Source organism: Rhizobium sp. RSm-3 (assembly GCF_001854685.1).
Taxonomy (GTDB): domain Bacteria; phylum Pseudomonadota; class Alphaproteobacteria; order Rhizobiales; family Rhizobiaceae; genus Rhizobium; species Rhizobium ecuadorense.
This window is the reverse complement of the sequence record NZ_MAWZ01000027.1, coordinates 1-17,718: the sequence shown is the minus strand read 5'-3', so window position 1 is coordinate 17,718 and position 17,718 is coordinate 1. Positions and strand designations below refer to the sequence as shown.

General features: G+C 56.9%; 22 protein-coding genes. 9 read left to right on the top strand and 13 right to left on the bottom strand.

Annotated features, from left to right (window positions below):
• Positions 1-6: 6 nt before the first annotated feature.
• From BBJ66_RS21880 to BBJ66_RS21850, 7 genes are all read right to left on the bottom strand, one after another.
• On the bottom strand, positions 7-837 hold the full coding sequence (locus BBJ66_RS21880) for a phosphatidate cytidylyltransferase (RefSeq protein WP_071089800.1): 831 nt from the start codon (positions 835-837) through the stop codon (positions 7-9).
• On the bottom strand, positions 837-1,580 hold the full coding sequence (locus BBJ66_RS21875) for an isoprenyl transferase (RefSeq protein WP_071089797.1): 744 nt from the start codon (positions 1,578-1,580) through the stop codon (positions 837-839). Before BBJ66_RS21875 ends, BBJ66_RS21880 begins: the two co-directional genes overlap by 1 nt.
• Positions 1,581-1,617: 37 nt before the next feature.
• Positions 1,618-2,178, bottom strand: coding sequence for a ribosome recycling factor (gene frr / locus BBJ66_RS21870; RefSeq protein ID WP_049735217.1), 561 nt, complete (start codon positions 2,176-2,178; stop codon positions 1,618-1,620).
• Positions 2,179-2,240: 62 nt separating this feature from the next.
• A complete protein-coding gene (gene pyrH, locus BBJ66_RS21865) occupies positions 2,241-2,963 on the bottom strand; it encodes a UMP kinase (protein WP_049735218.1) in 723 nt (240 codons plus the stop codon).
• Positions 2,964-3,059: 96 nt separating this feature from the next.
• Positions 3,060-3,986 (bottom strand): translation elongation factor Ts, encoded by a 927-nt coding sequence (tsf, locus tag BBJ66_RS21860; protein WP_003586678.1) that lies wholly within the window; start codon positions 3,984-3,986, stop codon positions 3,060-3,062.
• Positions 3,987-4,223: 237 nt separating this feature from the next.
• A complete protein-coding gene (rpsB, locus tag BBJ66_RS21855) occupies positions 4,224-4,991 on the bottom strand; it encodes a 30S ribosomal protein S2 (protein ID WP_003559062.1) in 768 nt (255 codons plus the stop codon).
• A 271-nt stretch (positions 4,992-5,262) separates the two neighbouring features.
• Complete coding sequence (locus BBJ66_RS21850; protein WP_049735219.1) at positions 5,263-6,099, bottom strand: cell envelope integrity EipB family protein; 837 nt, start codon at positions 6,097-6,099, stop codon at positions 5,263-5,265.
• A gap of 257 nt (positions 6,100-6,356) precedes the next feature.
• Between BBJ66_RS21850 and BBJ66_RS21845 the strand changes: the two genes are divergently transcribed.
• The 7 genes from BBJ66_RS21845 (at position 6,357) to BBJ66_RS21820 (ending at position 10,284) form a co-directional block, all read left to right on the top strand.
• Positions 6,357-6,824 (top strand): hypothetical protein, encoded by a 468-nt coding sequence (locus BBJ66_RS21845; RefSeq protein ID WP_128146158.1) that lies wholly within the window; start codon positions 6,357-6,359, stop codon positions 6,822-6,824.
• Positions 6,821-7,420: a hypothetical protein gene (locus BBJ66_RS21840; protein WP_071089793.1), complete on the top strand. Its 600-nt coding sequence runs from the start codon at positions 6,821-6,823 to the stop codon at positions 7,418-7,420. The genes BBJ66_RS21845 and BBJ66_RS21840 overlap by 4 nt, the downstream gene beginning before the upstream one ends.
• A 3-nt stretch (positions 7,421-7,423) precedes the next feature.
• Complete coding sequence (locus BBJ66_RS21835; protein ID WP_071089791.1) at positions 7,424-7,642, top strand: hypothetical protein; 219 nt, start codon at positions 7,424-7,426, stop codon at positions 7,640-7,642.
• Positions 7,643-7,644: 2 nt separating this feature from the next.
• Complete coding sequence (locus BBJ66_RS21830) at positions 7,645-7,899, top strand: hypothetical protein (protein WP_071089790.1); 255 nt, start codon at positions 7,645-7,647, stop codon at positions 7,897-7,899.
• Positions 7,900-8,069: 170 nt separating this feature from the next.
• A complete protein-coding gene (locus BBJ66_RS35670; RefSeq protein WP_274534089.1) occupies positions 8,070-8,198 on the top strand; it encodes a hypothetical protein in 129 nt (42 codons plus the stop codon).
• Positions 8,179-9,033, top strand: a complete 855-nt coding sequence (locus tag BBJ66_RS21825) for an HK97 family phage prohead protease (protein ID WP_071089787.1) — start codon at positions 8,179-8,181, stop codon at positions 9,031-9,033. Before BBJ66_RS35670 ends, BBJ66_RS21825 begins: the two co-directional genes overlap by 20 nt.
• 687 nt (positions 9,034-9,720) lie before the next feature.
• A complete protein-coding gene (locus BBJ66_RS21820) occupies positions 9,721-10,284 on the top strand; it encodes a hypothetical protein (protein ID WP_071089783.1) in 564 nt (187 codons plus the stop codon).
• Here BBJ66_RS21820 and BBJ66_RS21815 read toward each other — a convergent pair.
• The 3 genes from BBJ66_RS21815 to BBJ66_RS34620 all read right to left on the bottom strand — a co-directional run bounded on the left by BBJ66_RS21815 (position 10,267) and on the right by BBJ66_RS34620 (position 12,515).
• The gene (locus BBJ66_RS21815; RefSeq protein WP_071089780.1) at positions 10,267-10,935 is read right to left on the bottom strand and encodes a hypothetical protein; all 669 of its coding nucleotides are present in this window, start codon (positions 10,933-10,935) and stop codon (positions 10,267-10,269) included. The two genes, BBJ66_RS21820 and BBJ66_RS21815, sit on opposite strands and share 18 nt — an antisense overlap.
• 757 nt (positions 10,936-11,692) lie before the next feature.
• Positions 11,693-11,956 (bottom strand): hypothetical protein, encoded by a 264-nt coding sequence (locus tag BBJ66_RS21810; protein ID WP_071089777.1) that lies wholly within the window; start codon positions 11,954-11,956, stop codon positions 11,693-11,695.
• Between the two features lie 163 nt (positions 11,957-12,119).
• Positions 12,120-12,515, bottom strand: a complete 396-nt coding sequence (locus tag BBJ66_RS34620; protein ID WP_128146159.1) for a hypothetical protein — start codon at positions 12,513-12,515, stop codon at positions 12,120-12,122.
• 191 nt (positions 12,516-12,706) lie between these two features.
• Between BBJ66_RS34620 and BBJ66_RS21800 the strand changes: the two genes are divergently transcribed.
• Entirely contained in the window at positions 12,707-12,949 is a 243-nt protein-coding gene (locus tag BBJ66_RS21800; protein WP_128146160.1) for a hypothetical protein, read from the top strand.
• Between the two features lie 85 nt (positions 12,950-13,034).
• On the opposite strand, the gene BBJ66_RS21795 is transcribed toward BBJ66_RS21800, so the two are convergent.
• The 3 genes from BBJ66_RS21795 to BBJ66_RS21785 form a co-directional block, all read right to left on the bottom strand.
• Positions 13,035-13,475: a hypothetical protein gene (locus tag BBJ66_RS21795; protein WP_071089768.1), complete on the bottom strand. Its 441-nt coding sequence runs from the start codon at positions 13,473-13,475 to the stop codon at positions 13,035-13,037.
• Between the two features lie 103 nt (positions 13,476-13,578).
• Complete coding sequence (locus BBJ66_RS21790) at positions 13,579-14,088, bottom strand: hypothetical protein (protein WP_071089762.1); 510 nt, start codon at positions 14,086-14,088, stop codon at positions 13,579-13,581.
• A 13-nt stretch (positions 14,089-14,101) separates the two neighbouring features.
• The gene (locus tag BBJ66_RS21785) at positions 14,102-14,401 is read right to left on the bottom strand and encodes a helix-turn-helix domain-containing protein (protein ID WP_071089757.1); all 300 of its coding nucleotides are present in this window, start codon (positions 14,399-14,401) and stop codon (positions 14,102-14,104) included.
• A gap of 663 nt (positions 14,402-15,064) precedes the next feature.
• Here BBJ66_RS21785 and BBJ66_RS21775 point away from each other — a divergent pair.
• Positions 15,065-17,572 carry a hypothetical protein gene (locus BBJ66_RS21775; RefSeq protein ID WP_128146161.1) on the top strand — a complete coding sequence of 836 codons (2,508 nt, stop codon included), beginning with the start codon at positions 15,065-15,067 and terminating at the stop codon, positions 17,570-17,572.
• Positions 17,573-17,718: the final 146 nt, after the last annotated feature.

Sequence of the window (17,718 nt, the reverse complement as noted above, 5' to 3'; positions counted from 1 at the left end):
GCGTCATCAAAGGCCGAACAAAGCCGCGCCGAGCGACGTCATCGCAGTCCCCTTTATCAGGGAAAAAGTTCCAGCAAGCAAGAACGCCGAAAAACAGGCGAAAATCAGTCCGTCGACACGGTCCATGACACCGCCATGACCTGGAATGAGACGGCTTGAATCCTTGACGCCGAATTTCCGCTTGATGAACGATTCAAACAGATCTCCCGACTGGCTGCAAACCGACAGAACGAGTGCTGCAACGGCGGCAATGAGTTCAGCGCCCGGAAGGAGAAAGTGGACGAGAACGACGCCGGCTGTGACCGCCGAAACGGCGCCGCCGATTGCGCCCGACCACGTCTTTCCCGGCGAGATCGAAGGGGCAAGCTTCGGCCCGCCAAGCGCCCTGCCGACGAAGTAAGCAAGGATGTCGGTTGCCCAGACGACGGTAAAGACGAAGAGCATGGCGTAAAGGCCGGGCTGGTCATCGCTTCTGATGGCGGCGAGCGCCAGGCCGGTGGCACCGGCATAAAACAGACCCACCGGCAACCAGCGGCTGGTGCCGTGCAGGATGATCAGCGCTATGCCGACGGCGGTGACGCCGGCCAGCATGCCGGCGGCGAATTCGAAATTGCCGACGAGCACGAGGAAGGCAACCGCCGCCTGGCCGATCCAGCCGACCGCGTTGGCGACCCAATCACGCGCGATGCCTGTTATTGTCGACCATTCGTAATAGATCAGCAGGCCGATCACGGCCGCCAGGACGCGGAAGACAAACCCGCCATACCAGGTGGCGGCAAGAACGATCGCCGCCAGAATCAGTCCTGAAACGATGCGGAGCTTCAATTCCTGCTGCATCAGGTGCCGACCGCGGCTGCCTGCGACGACAGGCCGCCGAAGCGACGGTCGCGGGAGGCGAACTTCTCGAGCGCCGAGCGGAAGATCTCAGGGCTGAAATCCGGCCAATATTCCGGAACGAAGATGAATTCCGAATAGGCGGCCTGCCAGAGAAGAAAATTGGAAAGCCGCTCCTCGCCGCTAGTGCGGATGATGAGATCCGGATCGGGAATCCCGGCCGTATCGAGACGGGCATTGATCAGCGAGGGCGTGATATCCTGCGCCCGCAGACGGCCTGCCTCGACGTCCCTCGCCAGGCTGACCACAGCCCGGGAGATCTCGTCGCGCGAGCCGTAGTTGAAGGCGATGACCAGCGTCAGCGCCGTGTTGTCCTTGGTGGTTTCCTCCGCCTCAAGCAGCAGGCCGAGAATGTCGCTGCGCAGGCTATGGCGATCACCGATCACCTTGATCCGCACGTTCTGGCGATGAAGCTCGGCGAGGTCACGCCGGATGAACGCCTTGAGCAGACCGAGCAGATCGGAGACCTCGGCCTCCGGCCGGCGCCAGTTCTCCGAGGAGAAGGCAAAGAGGGTCAGATATTTTATGCCGGCCGCGCCGGCGGCGCGCACTGTCTCGCGGACCGCCTCGACCCCCTTGCGATGGCCCATCGTGCGCGGCAGGCCGCGCTGCTTGGCCCAACGGCCATTGCCGTCCATGATAATGGCAACATGCTCTGGCACAGTCACAAATACAGATTCCGACATTTCCCGTCCGGTCTTTCCAGGCAAAGGCACAGATCCACTAGACCTGCATGATTTCCTTTTCCTTCTCGCCAAGCAAGCGGTCGATTTCGGAAATCGTCTCGTCCGTCATCTTCTGTACGCGTTCCGACTGCGCCCTGCCCTCGTCCTGGCCGATTACGCTATCCTTTTCGGCCTTCTTGAGGCCGTCCATGCCGTCGCGGCGAACATGGCGAATCGCGACCTTGCTCTTTTCGGCATAATCATGAGCCACCTTGACGAGCGACTTGCGGCGCTCCTCGTTCAATTCCGGCAGCGGAATACGCAGGCTCTGGCCGTCGACGATCGGGTTGAGGCCGAGATTGGATTCGCGGATACCGCGCTCGACGGCGCTGACCATCGACTTATCCCAGACGGAAACCGACAGCATGCGCGCCTCGGGCACGGTGATGTTGGCGACCTGGTTCAGCGGCATGCGCGAACCATAAGCCTCGATCGTGACCGGATCGAGGATGTTGGCCGAAGCACGGCCGGTGCGCAGCGATGCGATGTCGCTCTTGAATGCGGAAACCGCGCCGTCCATGCGGCGCTTCAGTTCCTTGATGTCGATACCTTCACTCATGTCGGTGCTCCCGTATAAAGCGCGTCACGATGGCTGCGCCAGATAAAGCGCCGCAGCCTATATCAGTTGTCGGAGACGATGGTCTTAAGGCCACCGCCCGTCAGGATTTCAGTAAAACCGCCTTTCTCGTGAATCGAGAAGACGATGATCGGAATGGAATTCTCCCTGGCGAGCGCCACGGCGGCAACGTCCATCACCGCAAGCCCCCTGTCCAGCACTTCCTGATGCGTCAGGCGGTCGAGGCGGGTCGCATCGGGGTATTTCTTCGGGTCGGCGGTGTAGATGCCGTCCACCTGCGTGCCCTTGAAGATCGCTTCGGCGCCCATTTCGGCGGCGCGGAGTGCCGCGGCCGAATCGGTGGTGAAGAAAGGGTTGCCGGTGCCGCCGGCAAAGATCACCACACGTCCCATCGACAAGTGATAGAGGGTCGCGCGCTGCGAAAAGCTCTCGCAGATCTCAGGCATGGAGATGGCCGAAAGCACCACCGTATCGATGTTCAGCTTGCGCAGCGAGGTCGCCAGCGCCAGCGCATTGATGATGGTGCCGAGCATCCCCATGTGGTCACCGGTAACCCGGTCGCCGCCCTTGGACGCCACCGCGACACCGCGGAAGATATTGCCGCCACCCACGACGACGCCGACTTCCACGCCCATATGCCTTGCCGCGGCGATATCGGATGCAATGCGGTCCGCCACCGCAACATCGATCCCGAAACCCTGGCTACCCATGAGCGCTTCGCCGGAAGCCTTGAGTAGAACGCGTTTATAGACAGGCTCTAAAGACATCTTGGCTCCTCGTAAATTGCCGTGAATGCCCGATACACGAAGGGCACCGCGTTGTCACGCGATGCCCTTCGTGTTTTCAGAATTATGGCTGGAAGATCAACCCTTGACGGCAGCCGCGACTTCGGCTGCGAAATCGGTCTCTTCCTTCTCGACGCCTTCGCCGAGCAGAAGGCGAGCCATGCCGGCGACTTCGATCGGGGCGCCGACGGCCTTTTCAGCTTCCTTGACGGCGGCTGCGACGGTCAGATCCGGATTGATGACGAAAGCCTGCGAGAGAAGAGCGACTTCCTCGAAGAACTTGCGCATGCGGCCGTCGACCATCTTCTCGATGATGTTGTCAGGCTTGCCGGAAGCGCGCGACTGCTCGATGAAGACGTTGCGCTCGCGCTCGGCGACGGCGGCATCGACTTCCTCAGGGCGGATCGCCAGCGGTGCAGTCGCGGCGATATGCATGGCGACCTGGCGGCCGATCGCGTTCAGGGCTTCCTTATCGCCCGTCGACTTCAGCGCGACGAGAACGCCGAGCTTGCCGAGGCCGTCGGAAACAGCATTGTGGATATAGGTGGCGACGACGCCGTCCTCGACGGAGAGCGCGACCGAGCGGCGCAGGTTCATGTTCTCGCCGATCGTTGCGATCGCGTCCTTGATCGTGTCGGAAACGGACTTGCCGGATGCCGGGTAGGTCGCAGCCGCAACGGCGTCGACGGTGCCGTTTGTGGAGACGGCGACCTTGGCGATGCCGCGGACGAGATCCTGGAAGGCATCGTTACGGGCGACGAAGTCGGTTTCGGAATTGACTTCGACGACAACGGCCTTGGTGCCCTGGCTCGAAACGCCGATGAGGCCTTCGGCGGCAGTGCGGCCCGACTTCTTGTCAGCCTTGGCGATGCCCTTGGCGCGCAGCCAGTCGATCGCTGCTTCCATGTCGCCGCCGGTCTCAGCAAGAGCCTTCTTGCAGTCCATCATGCCTGCGCCGGTCTTTTCGCGCAGTTCCTTCACCATTGCAGCCGTAATCTCGCTCATTAGCTTCCTCTTGTCGGTTCATACGGTGGGCCGCAAAGCGCGGCGCGGCACCGGATTGAGGCACGAAATGTACCTGTGTGTATGACAGCGTGATGAAGACGCGCCATAACGAAACTTATCTGGCAAAGAGCCTGGTGCCCTCGCCCTGAAACAGGCAAGGCCGCCGAACTTCGATGAGTCGCGAGCGGCCTTTCCAGTCATGCAAGCTTTGGCGGAGGTTCGCTCCGCCTGCTTTCATCAGCCTTCGGCTGCTTCCTCGAGAGCCGGCTCGACCGGAAGCTCGGAGGACGCGCCGAGATCGCGGCCGGAAGAGCCCTGCTGACGAGCGATGCCGTCGATGGCAGCGCGGGAGATCAACTCGCAGTACAGAGCGATGGCGCGCGATGCGTCGTCGTTGCCCGGGATCGGATAGTCGATCAGGTCCGGATCGCAGTTCGAATCGATGATGGCGACGACCGGGATGCCGAGGCGCTTGGCTTCGTCGATCGCGATCTTTTCCTTGTTGGTGTCGATGATGAACATCAGATCCGGCGTGCCGCCCATATCGCGGATACCGCCGAGAGCCTTGTCGAGCTTTTCGCGCTCGCGCTCGAGGTTCAGGCGTTCCTTCTTGGTGAAGCCCTGGGCTTCGCCGTTGAGAATCTCATCGAGCTTGCGCAGGCGCTGGATCGAGTTGGAGATCGTCTTCCAGTTCGTCATCATGCCGCCGAGCCAGCGCGAGTTGACGTAGTACTGGGCCGAACGCTTGGCGCTGTCGGCGATGATCTCGGACGCCTGGCGCTTGGTGCCGACGAAGAGAACGCGGCCGCCGCGAGCAACGGTGTCGCTGACGACCTGCAAGGCGCGCGACAGCATCGGAACGGTCTGAGCCAGGTCGATGATGTGGATGTTGTTACGATCGCCGAAGATATACGGCTTCATCTTCGGGTTCCAGCGGTGCGTCTGGTGGCCGAAGTGGACGCCTGCTTCGAGAAGCTGGCGCATAGAGAAATCGGGCAATGCCATGCCTGTGTATCCTTTTCCGGTTGAACCTCCGCAAGGCGAACAGCATCCTCTTCGAAGATGCCACCGGGCGGAACGATCCGGATTTCTCCCGGACAATCCCATGCCTTACGTGTGGAATGCGGTGCCCATACATTCGATTTGGCGCAAAAGCAAGGCTTACGCTGAAAAATCCGGGAATTCGCCTGGCAGCCCATGATATGGGATAACGAAGAGCTGAATGGTTGGCTGGCGAATGCCGCGCCCAGTCATCGAAGCGCGGGTCGCAGCTTTCCTACTTGCAGGCCTCGGCCTTGCGGTCGAGCAACTCGAGCTTGGCGAGCTTTCCGGTCAGAACGAAATCGCCGTAATCCATCGTCAGGTCGCGGGTGATGCCGTTCTCATAGAGCTTGAAGGACATGCGGTAGACCGGCAAGGCATCTGATTTTGCATTCTCGTTGAAATAGGCGATCGTCACCGGCCAGAAGGCCGTCTTGGAGAAAGCGCCGGCATTGCCGGCATCGGCCTCCTCGGCAACCGGCGTCTCCTGCTTGCCGACGATCGTCGTCGTCACCAGCGACTTGTCGCCGTCGTCGGAGCCGTCGAAGACGCGGGCCTCGAAGAAGCGCTTGCCGTCCTTGGCGTGCTGGATCACGTCGAGCATATGCTCGGTCGGGAACCGGCTTTCGGCAAGCTGCAGTTCACGGCTCGACGGCTGCTTGAGCGCGACCTTGACGCCATCCGGCTGATCCTGAGCCGCACCGTTGACCTCCTTGTCGAGCTGTTCGTCGGTGAAGGATTTGGTGTCGAAGGTGAATTTGCCGTCCTTGAGATTCTCGAAGGTCTTCGTCTGCTGGTCGCTGACGCGCACACTGTCGCCGGTGTCGATCTGCGTCACGAAGCGGAAGTTGGTGGTGAAGCCCTGGCAATAGCTGCCGTCGAACTCATAGACCATGCGACCATACATGCCGGAGATGCCGGAGCGGTCCGAAGCATCCTTCAGTTCCAGATCGTAGACCGCGCGATGTGCGACGAGGCCGGTCGCGATCGCAGCGCTTACCGCGGGCGCAGCCGCCCATGCATTGGCGGAAACGCTAACGAGAAGCAGAGCGACAAGACCTGATCGGAACATTCATTAACTCCTGTTGGACTCGGTCGCGATGTTATAAGAACGCTTTCGGCCAAATCGAGGCTCGAACCTGTCATATTAAAGATTCTAGTCTTGATGCATAATTTTTGAAGAACTGTCAATTGAACACTCATTATAGTTTAGTTTCAATTGCTTAATCTTTCATCGATTTGCAATACCCTGTTGCGTACCCCCGCAAAGTCACCCATCGTATGCGCATGTACAGCGGTTTCCGCTATCCACGACGGGACTGACGAACGATGGATAATATACCACCCCCACCACCATTGCCAGCATCTGTCAAGCGCGCCTTGCGTGGGTTTTCGCCGACTCAGGTGCAAGAAGCTCGCAAGACTTTGGTCTCACTCGCGCAATCCTGTACTGACTATCGTACTAGAAAGGAAGCTGCTGAGTATATCGACAAGGCAGCGCGCGCCGATGATGACCAGTTCTTCAAAGGGGATGAGCAGGCATTAGAACAACTGGCATTGCTCCCTCTCGAGGAACAGGCGGCGGCGGCACTGCAACTCTTCGCCAAGCAGTCGATTACCCGTACCGACCTCGACATGATCTTGAAAACCGTTGCTGCCGATCAATCCGCGAAGATCGCAGACCTTGAACTGGCGCGGTCTCTCCTTGAGCGCGAGAACAAGGACCTGGCCCATTTGCTCCAGACGGGCAAACGAATTGACGCCTTGCCCTTGTCGCCGGAGCAGGTTGTCCGATGAAGGTCACGGACGCAACGCTGGACCGAATTCTGCAACGCCGCGAGAAGTTGGAGCGCAAAGGCGTCATTAAGGAAGAGGCGAGTTCGCCAACCGCCATCAATGTCTGGTCATGCGGCCCCTCTGGCGTTTTGATCCCGCTCGGCACGCATAACCAGCCCGCGCTTAGCATCGTCACCATTCCTTCTGGCAAGTTCCTGACCGAGGAGTCACAAGTTACCGCTCCCGATCCTGACCAATGGGCGCGAGATTTCGCGCACCTGCCAAGCCTCCCTCCGATACTGCCCTGCCTTTCGCCGCTTATCGACGCGCCCCCTGCCCCTGAAATCCTTGCGCCAGTTATCGAGAGGGTGGCAGACGCGACGATTGGGCCACAGGCTGATGCGACGGCAAGCCCTAAGCCCCTCGCCATTCATCCCGATAAAATCGACAGGGAGGCCGTACTTGTCGATCTTGAGGCGATCCGGGCCAAGCTGGACAAGCCTATGACGAAGCTGGAGCGGATCAAATTGGTCAAAGAAGTAGAGAACGAGCGGCGTCAGAACGAGGATACTAGGCCCGCGCTCACTATGGCCCTTGCGCCGAAGTTAGGAGCGTAGAGCATGCGGGCGCCGGCAAAAAGGCCGGATGGGATCGACGTCATCAGCACCCTGCGCGGGCCGCGAACCGTCATCACATTCTTCGGTGAAACAATGACAATTGCCGAGTGGGCTGACGAGTTTGATATTCCTGAGATGCTAATTCGCTCTCGCCTCAATCAAGGCGTCCGGGACATCTCGCACCTTTTCATCAGAGGCAAGAGAAAGAAGGGAGCTAAATAGCAATGACCATTTCCGCTTGGGACCAGTTAAAGCTTGACCAAGAGCGTCGCATAACCGACCGGCTGATTGCCAAGGCCGAAGCCCGCGCCAAACGCGAGGAGCTAGAGGCATCGTTGCGACGACGGATACAGGTTCATCGTGACCACTCGTCACTTGAACGCTATGCGGCAGATGAACGTCAACGGATTCATGAAATGATCCACGGTGACAAAACCAGCCTCATGACGAAAATCGGGCGCTGGTTTAGGGCGGCTTAGCCGAACAAACCCCTGTGGCATGCATTTTTCTCATTGACACACTCAAGGTTGTATGCGTGCATACAGCTTACGAATTGAGGCAGGGGTTCCGGTAACCCTTGTGTTTTTCCAGCTGGCTCTGGTAGCCGCGAAGGCTGACTCACTCGCCTCTCCCAACAAGGAGAGAGCACATGACAATCCAAAAATTCAAAGCCCTGCTCATCGCTCGAAAGCTCGTCCAATCGATGGCCGATGCTGAGCGAGTGGTCACGCTTGCCAGATTCTACTTCGGAGATGACCGTGAATATCACAGCGCTTGAAAAGCAACTCATCGCAAATCGTTCGTTTGAGAGCCGCAATGCCGCTCATGACGCGCTCCTGGTCATCAAATATGCTGCGACGCCGGATGGTGCTGCGAAGCTCCTCGCTGGTGGCAAGCATTGCAAGACTCTGGCCGATGCCGCTGAGGTTGTTGCGCTGTCGCAGCAGTGCGAGGATCTGTGGGGCAACAAGAACTTTATAGAATGGAATGGCACAGCCACACGCGGCAAGTTTCTCAAGGAAGCGCCTGCTGACGTTTCACACGAGAAGCTTTTTCCGCACTTCGCGGAGGCCAGTCACCAGATTCGTATCGCGAATATGCATCTCGGCATGTCGCTTTCTGACGTCCACATGAAACGGATGATGGAAACGACGCTCCACGTCAAATTCGCGCCCGGCGAGACGCAGGAGGGTTTCATTGCCGGATGGGCGTCGACACCCGATCTCGACAGCTACAGGCACGTGGTTGCCAAAGGCGCGTTCGATGCATCCATCAAAGCTCGCGGCCTAGTAGGTCCGCGATCCATCAAGCTGCTGATCGGCCACAATTGGAACCAGCTTGGCGGCGTCATCTACAAGCTTGAAAATAGGGGTGCTCGCCTGTGGATCGAAGCGCAGATGAATACCGAGATTGGCTATGTGAAGGACGCCTATCTCGCAGCCAAGGCCATAGGCGGTACCAATTTCAGCGTCGGCTTCCTGTTGCAGGAATACGAATACAAAGAGACAGCGGCTGGCGTTGAGTACATGCTGATCACCAAAGGCGACCTTTTCGAGGTTTCGGTTGTGCCCTTCCCCGGCAATGAGGCTGCGACGATGGAGATCATTCGATAAGCATCGAACGGCGGTCTGACGTCAGGCAAGATTTCCCGTCAATGCAGGATAAAACCCGTGGCTAGCTTTGTTGAAGAAGCAACCCTTACGATTAACGACATGCAGGCTAAAGCCTCGTGGAAGTCGCTGAACTCTGAGATTAACAAGCTGATCAAGAATGCTCGTAAGCATTCGGTGTGGGCCGCGGTACCTACGACACGCGCATATTGCGCAAATAACGTACTGGGAAGTTATTGGACGGTCCTCTGGGCGCTACTTTCTCCGATCGAGAGTCCGCGTGCGAGCACCCGTCCACGCCATTTAGCACCAGAGGCAAGATAACACGGCCGTCCGCAGTGATCCGTCGGGGAGCCTTCAAACTACGTGCTCAGGAACAGCGGTCAAGGGCAAGCATCAAGCTAAACGCAGGTCAGGCCGGTTGAGCATCCCGCGCCGTCGGCGCTCGACAGACGTGATCACTTCAATCGGATGCTTCGTCATAAGACTACTCTAGTGTTTGCACTAGGACTTCCGATGTTCGTCTCAACCTCGCAAGACGAGCTCACCGGGCGCTTACGAATGCTCAGCGGGTGAACGGGATAAAGCTCGATGTTGGCAACGTCCGCCAAGCGCAACGCTCCATCAATACCCTAGCTCGCAGCATCAACAATCTGCCGAAATCAAAAACCGTCACGCTGACGACTCGCAGTGTCACTCATCGGTGGCATGTTCAGCGGCGGCGCAACGGCGGCTGGTGGCGCGAGTGCGGGCGCGGGCGCTGTGTCAGCAGGCATCGGCTTCCTTGCCAGCGTCGGCAACGCTGTAAAGGCCGGTGGGCTTGGCCTCGCTGCGTCACAGACACTAGGCATCGGGTCGATTCAGCATTTGCCGCCCGGCTATGTCGAGGATCGCATTGGGCCGAAGCGCAAGCTTCCGAACCCGCTTCAGGATGCTGTTGACTCGGCAAGCGGCAAGGCCGGTGGAATGCTGAATCTAGACTTTATGCTCGATTTCGCTCCTCGCATGGATCGAGCAAAACAGAGCTTCGATGAGACGTTCTCGACTGGTGCTCGCGTGCTCGGCGAAAGCGGAACCACAGCAGGCTCAAACTTCTCGACAGCGGCAGGCAACTTTCTTGACGGCGCAGCAACGCCAGGCGCGGCTTTCGGCGACGCGGCGGCAGCACGCATCAACGCTATTGCCGTTCACTGGACAGATCGGCGTTGGCTTTTGGACACGAAAACAGGGCTTGGTCTAACGGCCTGCCGCTGAGACAAGCTCCAAGTCGGCCAAATCGCCTAATTCCATCAGCCAGCCGGTAGGGTCATAGCCAGCAGAGTTCCAGTCATTACTAGGCGTAAGCAACCCATACCGGCTTACGCAGGCCGCGAGCGACTGTATGTCGCCCGCACCGTAACCGGCGTTCGTCATCGCGCCTATCACATGAGGCCAGACAGTGGCATTCTCGGCTCTTGACTCAGCATTGTTGAATTTTTGTGCTCGATAGGCCAACCCCAGTATCATCAACTCGTCGCGCGTCATCTGCTCAAGAACTCCAGCCCACCGCATGAATGCGTCCACGGTCAGCGCCTTTTGCCGTTTGAGCCCCGCTATGACTTGCGCAAGCAAGACGAGATTGTCGTGAGCGGCACCGATTTCCACAGCCCGCGCGAAGCGCAATGTCGCTGCGATGAAGGGATCTACATCGTCCTCGGTAAAGTTCACGGGACCGTGCTTGCCCGCAGTGATTTGCTCGATGAGGATGTCTGTCGCCTCCTTTCGCTTTTTTTGCTGAAAGGCATCAACATAGTTCGCCAACAGGTTTCCACCGGGCACGCCAATACCGGATAGCACTTCGGCGGCCACAGAGGCTCCCCAAGGTAGCGCACCGCTTAGTGACAAGGGGTTTTTCTTATCTGCCATGCTCTTGTTCCTCGACATCGGTTTTCGCTGACGCACGTTTGTGTGGCGCGGCGCGACGTTTGGCGCAATCCAGCGTTAGCTTTGGCACACGAAAATAAAATCTAACGATGCGCCCGGCTATTGGACAAACCCCTGCTCGGCCATACACGATTTAAAGGTGTTGCTAGAGGCAACAGCGCCTGCAATCCAATAGCGCCCGGCGAGTACCTGCGTCTCTCCTGCTCGGCCATTGCAAATAACCTTCGCTCGCTCAAGCCGTCCTGCCGCCGTATCCGATTGAACCTCACGCCATTTGCCAGACGACGCATCGCTTGTGCATCCACCGAGAAGCAGAGTCCCCACCAAAACGATATATAAGCGCATCACCCCTCCCGGTTCGCTACTCGACGCCTAGCGCAACATCGCGCCAGCTTTGCATAGCCAAATTGAAAAGCAATCGTTGAGACTGCGAAACCGGCGCACTAGCTCTGTGCTATGCAAGAGGAATACAAACCGAAATACAAACGGCACGAGACGTGGCCGGACGAAGCGAAACAGAACTTCGTGGGATACGACGGGCAGGACAATTTCGGCCCGCATTCGCCTCGATACGACACCCCATAACAAGCAAGGTAAGTGGCAATGGTCAGGCGGCTTTGAGCGGTGGGTACGCAAAAGGATTATGCCGCAGCAAGATTGGGAAGCGACCCCACGCGAGGCATCGCGCAGGGCCGAGGAACATCACGACAAACTCAAAGAGCTGCATGGCCGGTAAACCCTAGACGTCATCGTCTCTGTCACCCCCTTGACCGGGTTCGTATTCAAGCATGATAACTGGCTCACAGTCATCGTCGCCATAGTCGATCGCTAACTCAAACGGGCCAAGTACACGCAGCCGTTTGACCAGCATCGCCCGTGTCAAATACTCCTTAGCCTTCTGGACCGATATACCGGTCATCGAAGTTATCACGTCAACGCATTCGTCCGGCTCTGCTGCAAAGCACTCCGGCTTCCGGTTAGCGTAGATGGATACGACAAACATTTTCAAAGGTCCTCATTTGTGTCGGGACCTTTTAACTATCACCCGGTTTACTAGATTGCCTAGCTGCCGAGCATGACGCTGGTGTCGTTCGGACTAAAGAACACTTCCATTTGCCATGCGGCGTTGGCGTCAACCAGTTCATCGACTGTTTCGGTGTAAATGCCTACAACCTTGGAACCGAGGTGATCACGCCGCGAACGACTACGTCATTGTCGGCCTTGATTCTGCAGATAGCTTCAAATCGTTCGCCCGGCTGGTTGCGTATCTTGATGAACTCAGCGGCGCTCGTCTTTTCAGTATCATCAGGCGGAGAGCAGACAGACCAAGCGTCCTTGAGGTAGAAAGGCACCTCTCGCGGATATCCGAAGTATCGGCGCGTTTCCTTCTCATTTGGCACGCCAACCAATATCCCGCGCAAGCCATTCTTGTAGGATAGAGAAAATGCACCATCTGGCATCTCCGGTCGGGTCCAAAAACCCGCTCGATAATAATCGTAAGCGCCATAGCCAATGATGCCGAGTACAGCCGCGCCAATAATTCGTTTAGTCCAAACTCGCACTTGTTATCCCTCAATGCCCCACCCACGGTTTAGCTTCTTGCCGGCACCTCTGCAACGAGAGCGCTAATTTACCCGGGGAATATTGTCGAGATTGCCCAGACGTGCGCGTCACGCGGTTTGCGAGGTAGTTCCGCACAATGTAGCATCGCGAACGGAAACACGCGTCGCTGAGCAAAATAATGGAGGGAAATATGAGCTTGGACGGATTTGATGAGTTCGATGACGACACAGAAGCGGCTCTGAAATGCGATATTGAGCTAGATATAAAAGGCCACAAAACTCCACGCGATGCAGCCAAGGCCACGGCTGCTATACTCCGGGCACTAGCTGCGAGCATCGAGAACGGTCAACTTGACACAGGCTTCCATCCCGTCATGAACCTGGAACAGGAAAAGGTTGGGGAAGTCTACCTCGATTTCTACGGCGAAGGCTGACGGATGTCCCCACCTCGGACATGCAAAAGGGACGCTCTCGCGCCCCTTCGATACCGCCCCTGTGGCCGCGCAGGTGCTTTTCATTTCAGGCGACAAAGCTGCCTCTGAACCCTCTCGGCAACTCGGTTGCGATGCCGGTCACACCGTCCGCAATGGCCCGCTGTACCCTCGCCTGGTTCTCGGCTGCTGTCATCGGTCTCAACGGCGGAGGCGAGACGAAATTGATGGCGGCGTCCTTGGTGCGCTTCATCGCTTCAATGGTCTGAGCATCGAAGACACCGAGTCCCATGACCGTTGAACTTGGAACGGACACGAGTTCGTCCGTGACCTCATCATATTTGTACCGGCCATCGAAGAAGTGAGCCGTGAGCTTATGCAGTGCCACGGTGGGCAACTCGCCCCCGAGTTCGGCGAAGTTTTCAAGGTCTTCGGCGTCGATCTGGACAGCGTTCGCGAGGCGAACATATCGGCGGTTCGTCGCCACCGTGGCACGCAACGACTGTTTCCCTTGGTCAAGATTAAGCATTTCGGTTCCTCATTTCGTTGAAGGATTTCGACCGGCCCCATGCACGGAGATTCAGACATGGGGCCGGGAGCGTGGGAAAGCTGCAAGGAAGCTTACCCGCGCACTACTGCTGCCACACAATCGATGGATCGGATGGTGGTGCCATGAGGTTTTGCAATGCTGCCTCGCAGTCGGCCTTTGATCGCAGTATCTGTCCCCGCAAATCGTCAGACACTATGATGGCTGGCGTGTGTTGTACGATCGACAGTCCGTCGCCACGAACCGCATACACTGGCACGTCTTGATAGCGCAGCGCGCCATTGATCCATTGCAGATCGAATTGCCGAAGCTTGAGTCTTTTGCCCTTTGCGTCGAGAAGCTCCACCACGGAACCGGCGCGGAAAACAATGCTGTCGACTTCGAGCAAATCAAGCCTGCTTTCGGATTGGCAGATGTCATGAATAAACTGCCGAACGAAGTATTCGGGGTGCAGCAGTCTTTCCGCCCACAGGCCCTTCGGCACCGTCTCCCAATCCTTCAAGTCGAAGCAGACGGCCTTCGCCTGCTTGATCTCCAGGGTGTGCAGCAGCAGCGCCGCTTCTTTGGTCATCATGGTTGGCTTGAGGATTCGCATGTCGTACCCACCCTTAGATTAATCGATTGTTTGAGCCGGCCTTTGCGACAGGCGGCAGAACCGTCTTATGCGTCGCCACATCGACCGTAATGCCGAAGTGGTCGCAAAGCTTCTGGAAGGTCGGGAGAGAAGGCATGCGGCGGTCTGCGATGATCGCGTAGAGCGTCGGCACGGACACGCCACTTTCCTCCGCTAAATCTTCGTAGTTAGCCGCAGGTATGGCCTTGATTTTGCGCTTCACGCCATCGAGCAGCATCATGAGATCGATAGGCACTGACGCACCCGTGTTCTCAAGTTCATTGGTATCAGACATCGGTTGCTCCTGCATTTATTCGAAGCAACGATATCGAATTTATCGCTATCGACAACGATAACAACGTTTCCTTCCAAATATATTTTGTTTCCATACGCAGCAAATTACGTATTATTTTTGACTCCATTGAATATTGATAGACGGAAACGATTTTCTATTTGACGACCCGATCGATGGCGACGTATTCAATTTAATAATTTCAATCACAATACAGCCAATGAGGTGAGACCATGACTGCAAGAAATACTACCATGGTTGAAATATCTCGCACTGTACGCGAGAAGCTGAGAGCGCATGAGAACCTCCAACAGTTGTCGTTTGATCTGCGGATAGCGCAGCCGACCCTTCATCACATCATGACCGGACGCACCAAACATCCTCGCTCCGATATCGTTGACAGGCTCTGCACTTATTTTGGAATTCAGATAGTTGCCGTCACGAAGGACGCAGCGTAATATCCTCAGCACTCGGCCTCGCGTCGCCCTCTAAGGGCATATGGCGTGGCCAAGGAATCGAAGCTCTTGCAGCCTCGCGGTTGATCCAACCCGCAATGATCGCAATGAACCCCCCGAACTTTCATTCGGGGGATGCATAGCGAATGCGAGGTATTTTGGAACCCCTTGTATATCGCATGTATTAACCGCGAACACAAGGAGTATTACTGTGTCTATTCATGCGCCTGTTCTTCCGACTCCCGGAATCACAACTACATTTGAAAATATTCCGCAAGAGTTGCGTGATATCCAACAGTGGATCCTGTGGAAGCCTGTAGTACGCGGCAGAAAACTCGTGAAAATCCCTGTCAGTTGGATGCACCCGCTCGGCGACAATATCAACGCACACGACCCCGGCTACTGGGGGACATTCGACCAGGTCGTTTCGGTGATGCACGCTGATCCTAGGTTCGGCATTGGCCTCGTTCTCGATAACACAGGCATCATTTGTCTCGACCATGACGATCACCCCGGCGACGATCGCGAGGCCGTAGCGCTTGGCTCCGAGTACATGAGCCATCTGCAAGCTGCACACCCGACGTACTGCGAGCGCTCATTGCAAGGCGGTGGCCTGCATTCATTCTATCGCGGTGTATTGCCACATGGGCGCACAGGCGGGATAATCGATCAGCTCAATCTTGAGATCTACGCGGCACAGTTCATCGCCATCACTGGCAATGGCATAATCGGGTCTCGCTCGTCCGTCGCCGAAGGCCAACCGATCATTGACAGTTGGAAACTGCCGCCCCCTGTGGCAACGACTGCTCTCGGGCCAACCGAAGCACTTGGCCGATCGCTGCGCCTCAGCGACGCCGACGTGATCTCGACCATGATCGTGCGGCGCAAACAAATCTACTTGATGATGGCGAACAGTTCCGACCTTCAGGATCGATCGACGGCTTACGCTCAAATCATCGGCGACCTTGATAAAATAACCGGCCTGCCTGAGCAGATTGATCGCATCATTCGCAAATGCCCATTCTTCAAGAACGCTTACAACTCAAGCAAATATGATCAGTCGCCTCGCTGGCTTGGCAAATCGAACTGTACCTCAATGCTCGATTATTGGTTAAAGCAGGCACGATCGAACAACACCGAGAGCATCCCATACGCTGAGCATCTGACCGGCGAGCGTCGCGCCTTTGTGCAAAGCATCTTCGATATGTACACCGCTGAGCGAATAGCACGTGAGGCTCCTCTCCCGCCCGAGGCCATCGCCGCGCGAGCAACATCGGACGAATCCATTGCAGCGCTATCATGTCAGCAAGGTACGATTGATTGGATAATAGGCCACTTGCTGTGTGGTGCCGATCAAAATTCGAAGGCAAGTGATGCACTTGAGCATCTGATTGATTGCAACGTAGCAGGCATGAAGAAGCCTTTTCGGCTGTTTGCCGAAGTTGCGACTGTTGCAACGTTCGGCGCGCTGTTCTCCAGAAAATTCAAATCTTGCGACGGCCTAGCTAGCACTGCGTTAGAAATACTTGTCGCTCCAACTGCATCGGGTAAGGGCGAGGCATTCAGATTTTGGATTTCGCGTGTCAACGAGCGGGCAACGCCTATGACCACCGCGAAGGTTTTCACTAGCCCGATATCGTCGGCTGAGGCATTTCACGGACAGCTGCAAAAAACAGGAACTATGCTTTGGGCTCGTGAGGATGCAAATTCCGACATTCAAATTCTGGCAGCGCCAAAGGACCCGACCCAGAACCGGTTGCGTGACTATTTGTACGAGCTCTTCGACGCCTCAACGTTTGGTCACGATGCAAAGCAGCCGCCAGCATCAATAGCAAGTCGCGAACGCAAGGATGCCCCTATTCCGAACGCGTGCGGAAGCCTGCTGTGGTCCACAACACCAGCCGCCTTTCTCACGTCCTACAACCTGAAGGTCCTGTCTACAGGCTTAGGTTCACGAGCGCTTGTCACGTTCCACGATGCTCCATCTGGAAAAAGCGTCGATGACCGGGATGTTGTAAGGAAGCTTAGTCCGCGCGGAAACAATATTCTGAACCTGGCTGTTCTCCTCGCCGATGAAATCGATGAGGCATATATCAGCAGGCCGACAGAGGCAGCGGAAAAGGTGAAGTTAATCGCTTACGAACCATCTGCATCAGATTTCATTAGAAAGATCGAGCTAGCGCAGGACGACATTCACACGGGCGTCGATAGCGGCGAAATGCCAAACCACTATGCTGTGTTCCTCAGAACAGCAATGCTCACGAAAAAGATGGCCTTGGTCAGCGCGATCACACGAGCGCTAGACCTGCCACGGTGTGGCGCGCCTGTCGTATTGCGCTGCGATATCGAATGGGCTGTGTCCCGCGTTCTGCGGTCACTTGCGGGGCTGGCAAAGCTTTTCGATCAAGGCACGCTTGGCGAGGGCGGTGACGCCGAGCGCCGAGCAGCTATCAAGGAGTGGGTGAAAGTTTTCTTCGATGCTAAGAAACCGCCTCGCGACAAGCGAGTCACCACCGAAATGCTTCGCGACAAGATCATCCCGTACTGGTGGATGCTGCAACGAGCTGACAAAAACAATGCGTTTAAGCAGACAGTGTTCGGCGCAGATCGTGCTCTCCGCAGCGCCTTGGACAGCCTAGTCGATAGCGGCGCTTTTGCCCGGCTCGGCAATAGGGAGGAGGCCAAGCGCTATCAAGTTATCGACGCTGAAATTTTGTGATGAGCCGCAGATGTTTCGAGCGGCTTTGCACAATTGCACAACACCCTAATAAGCGTAAGCGGTGTTTTCAGGCCACGGCTTTGAGATCGGGCTTTGCGGCATAGGCCCACGGCAGCAGATCATCGATCTGGCTGTTTGGGTGGTCG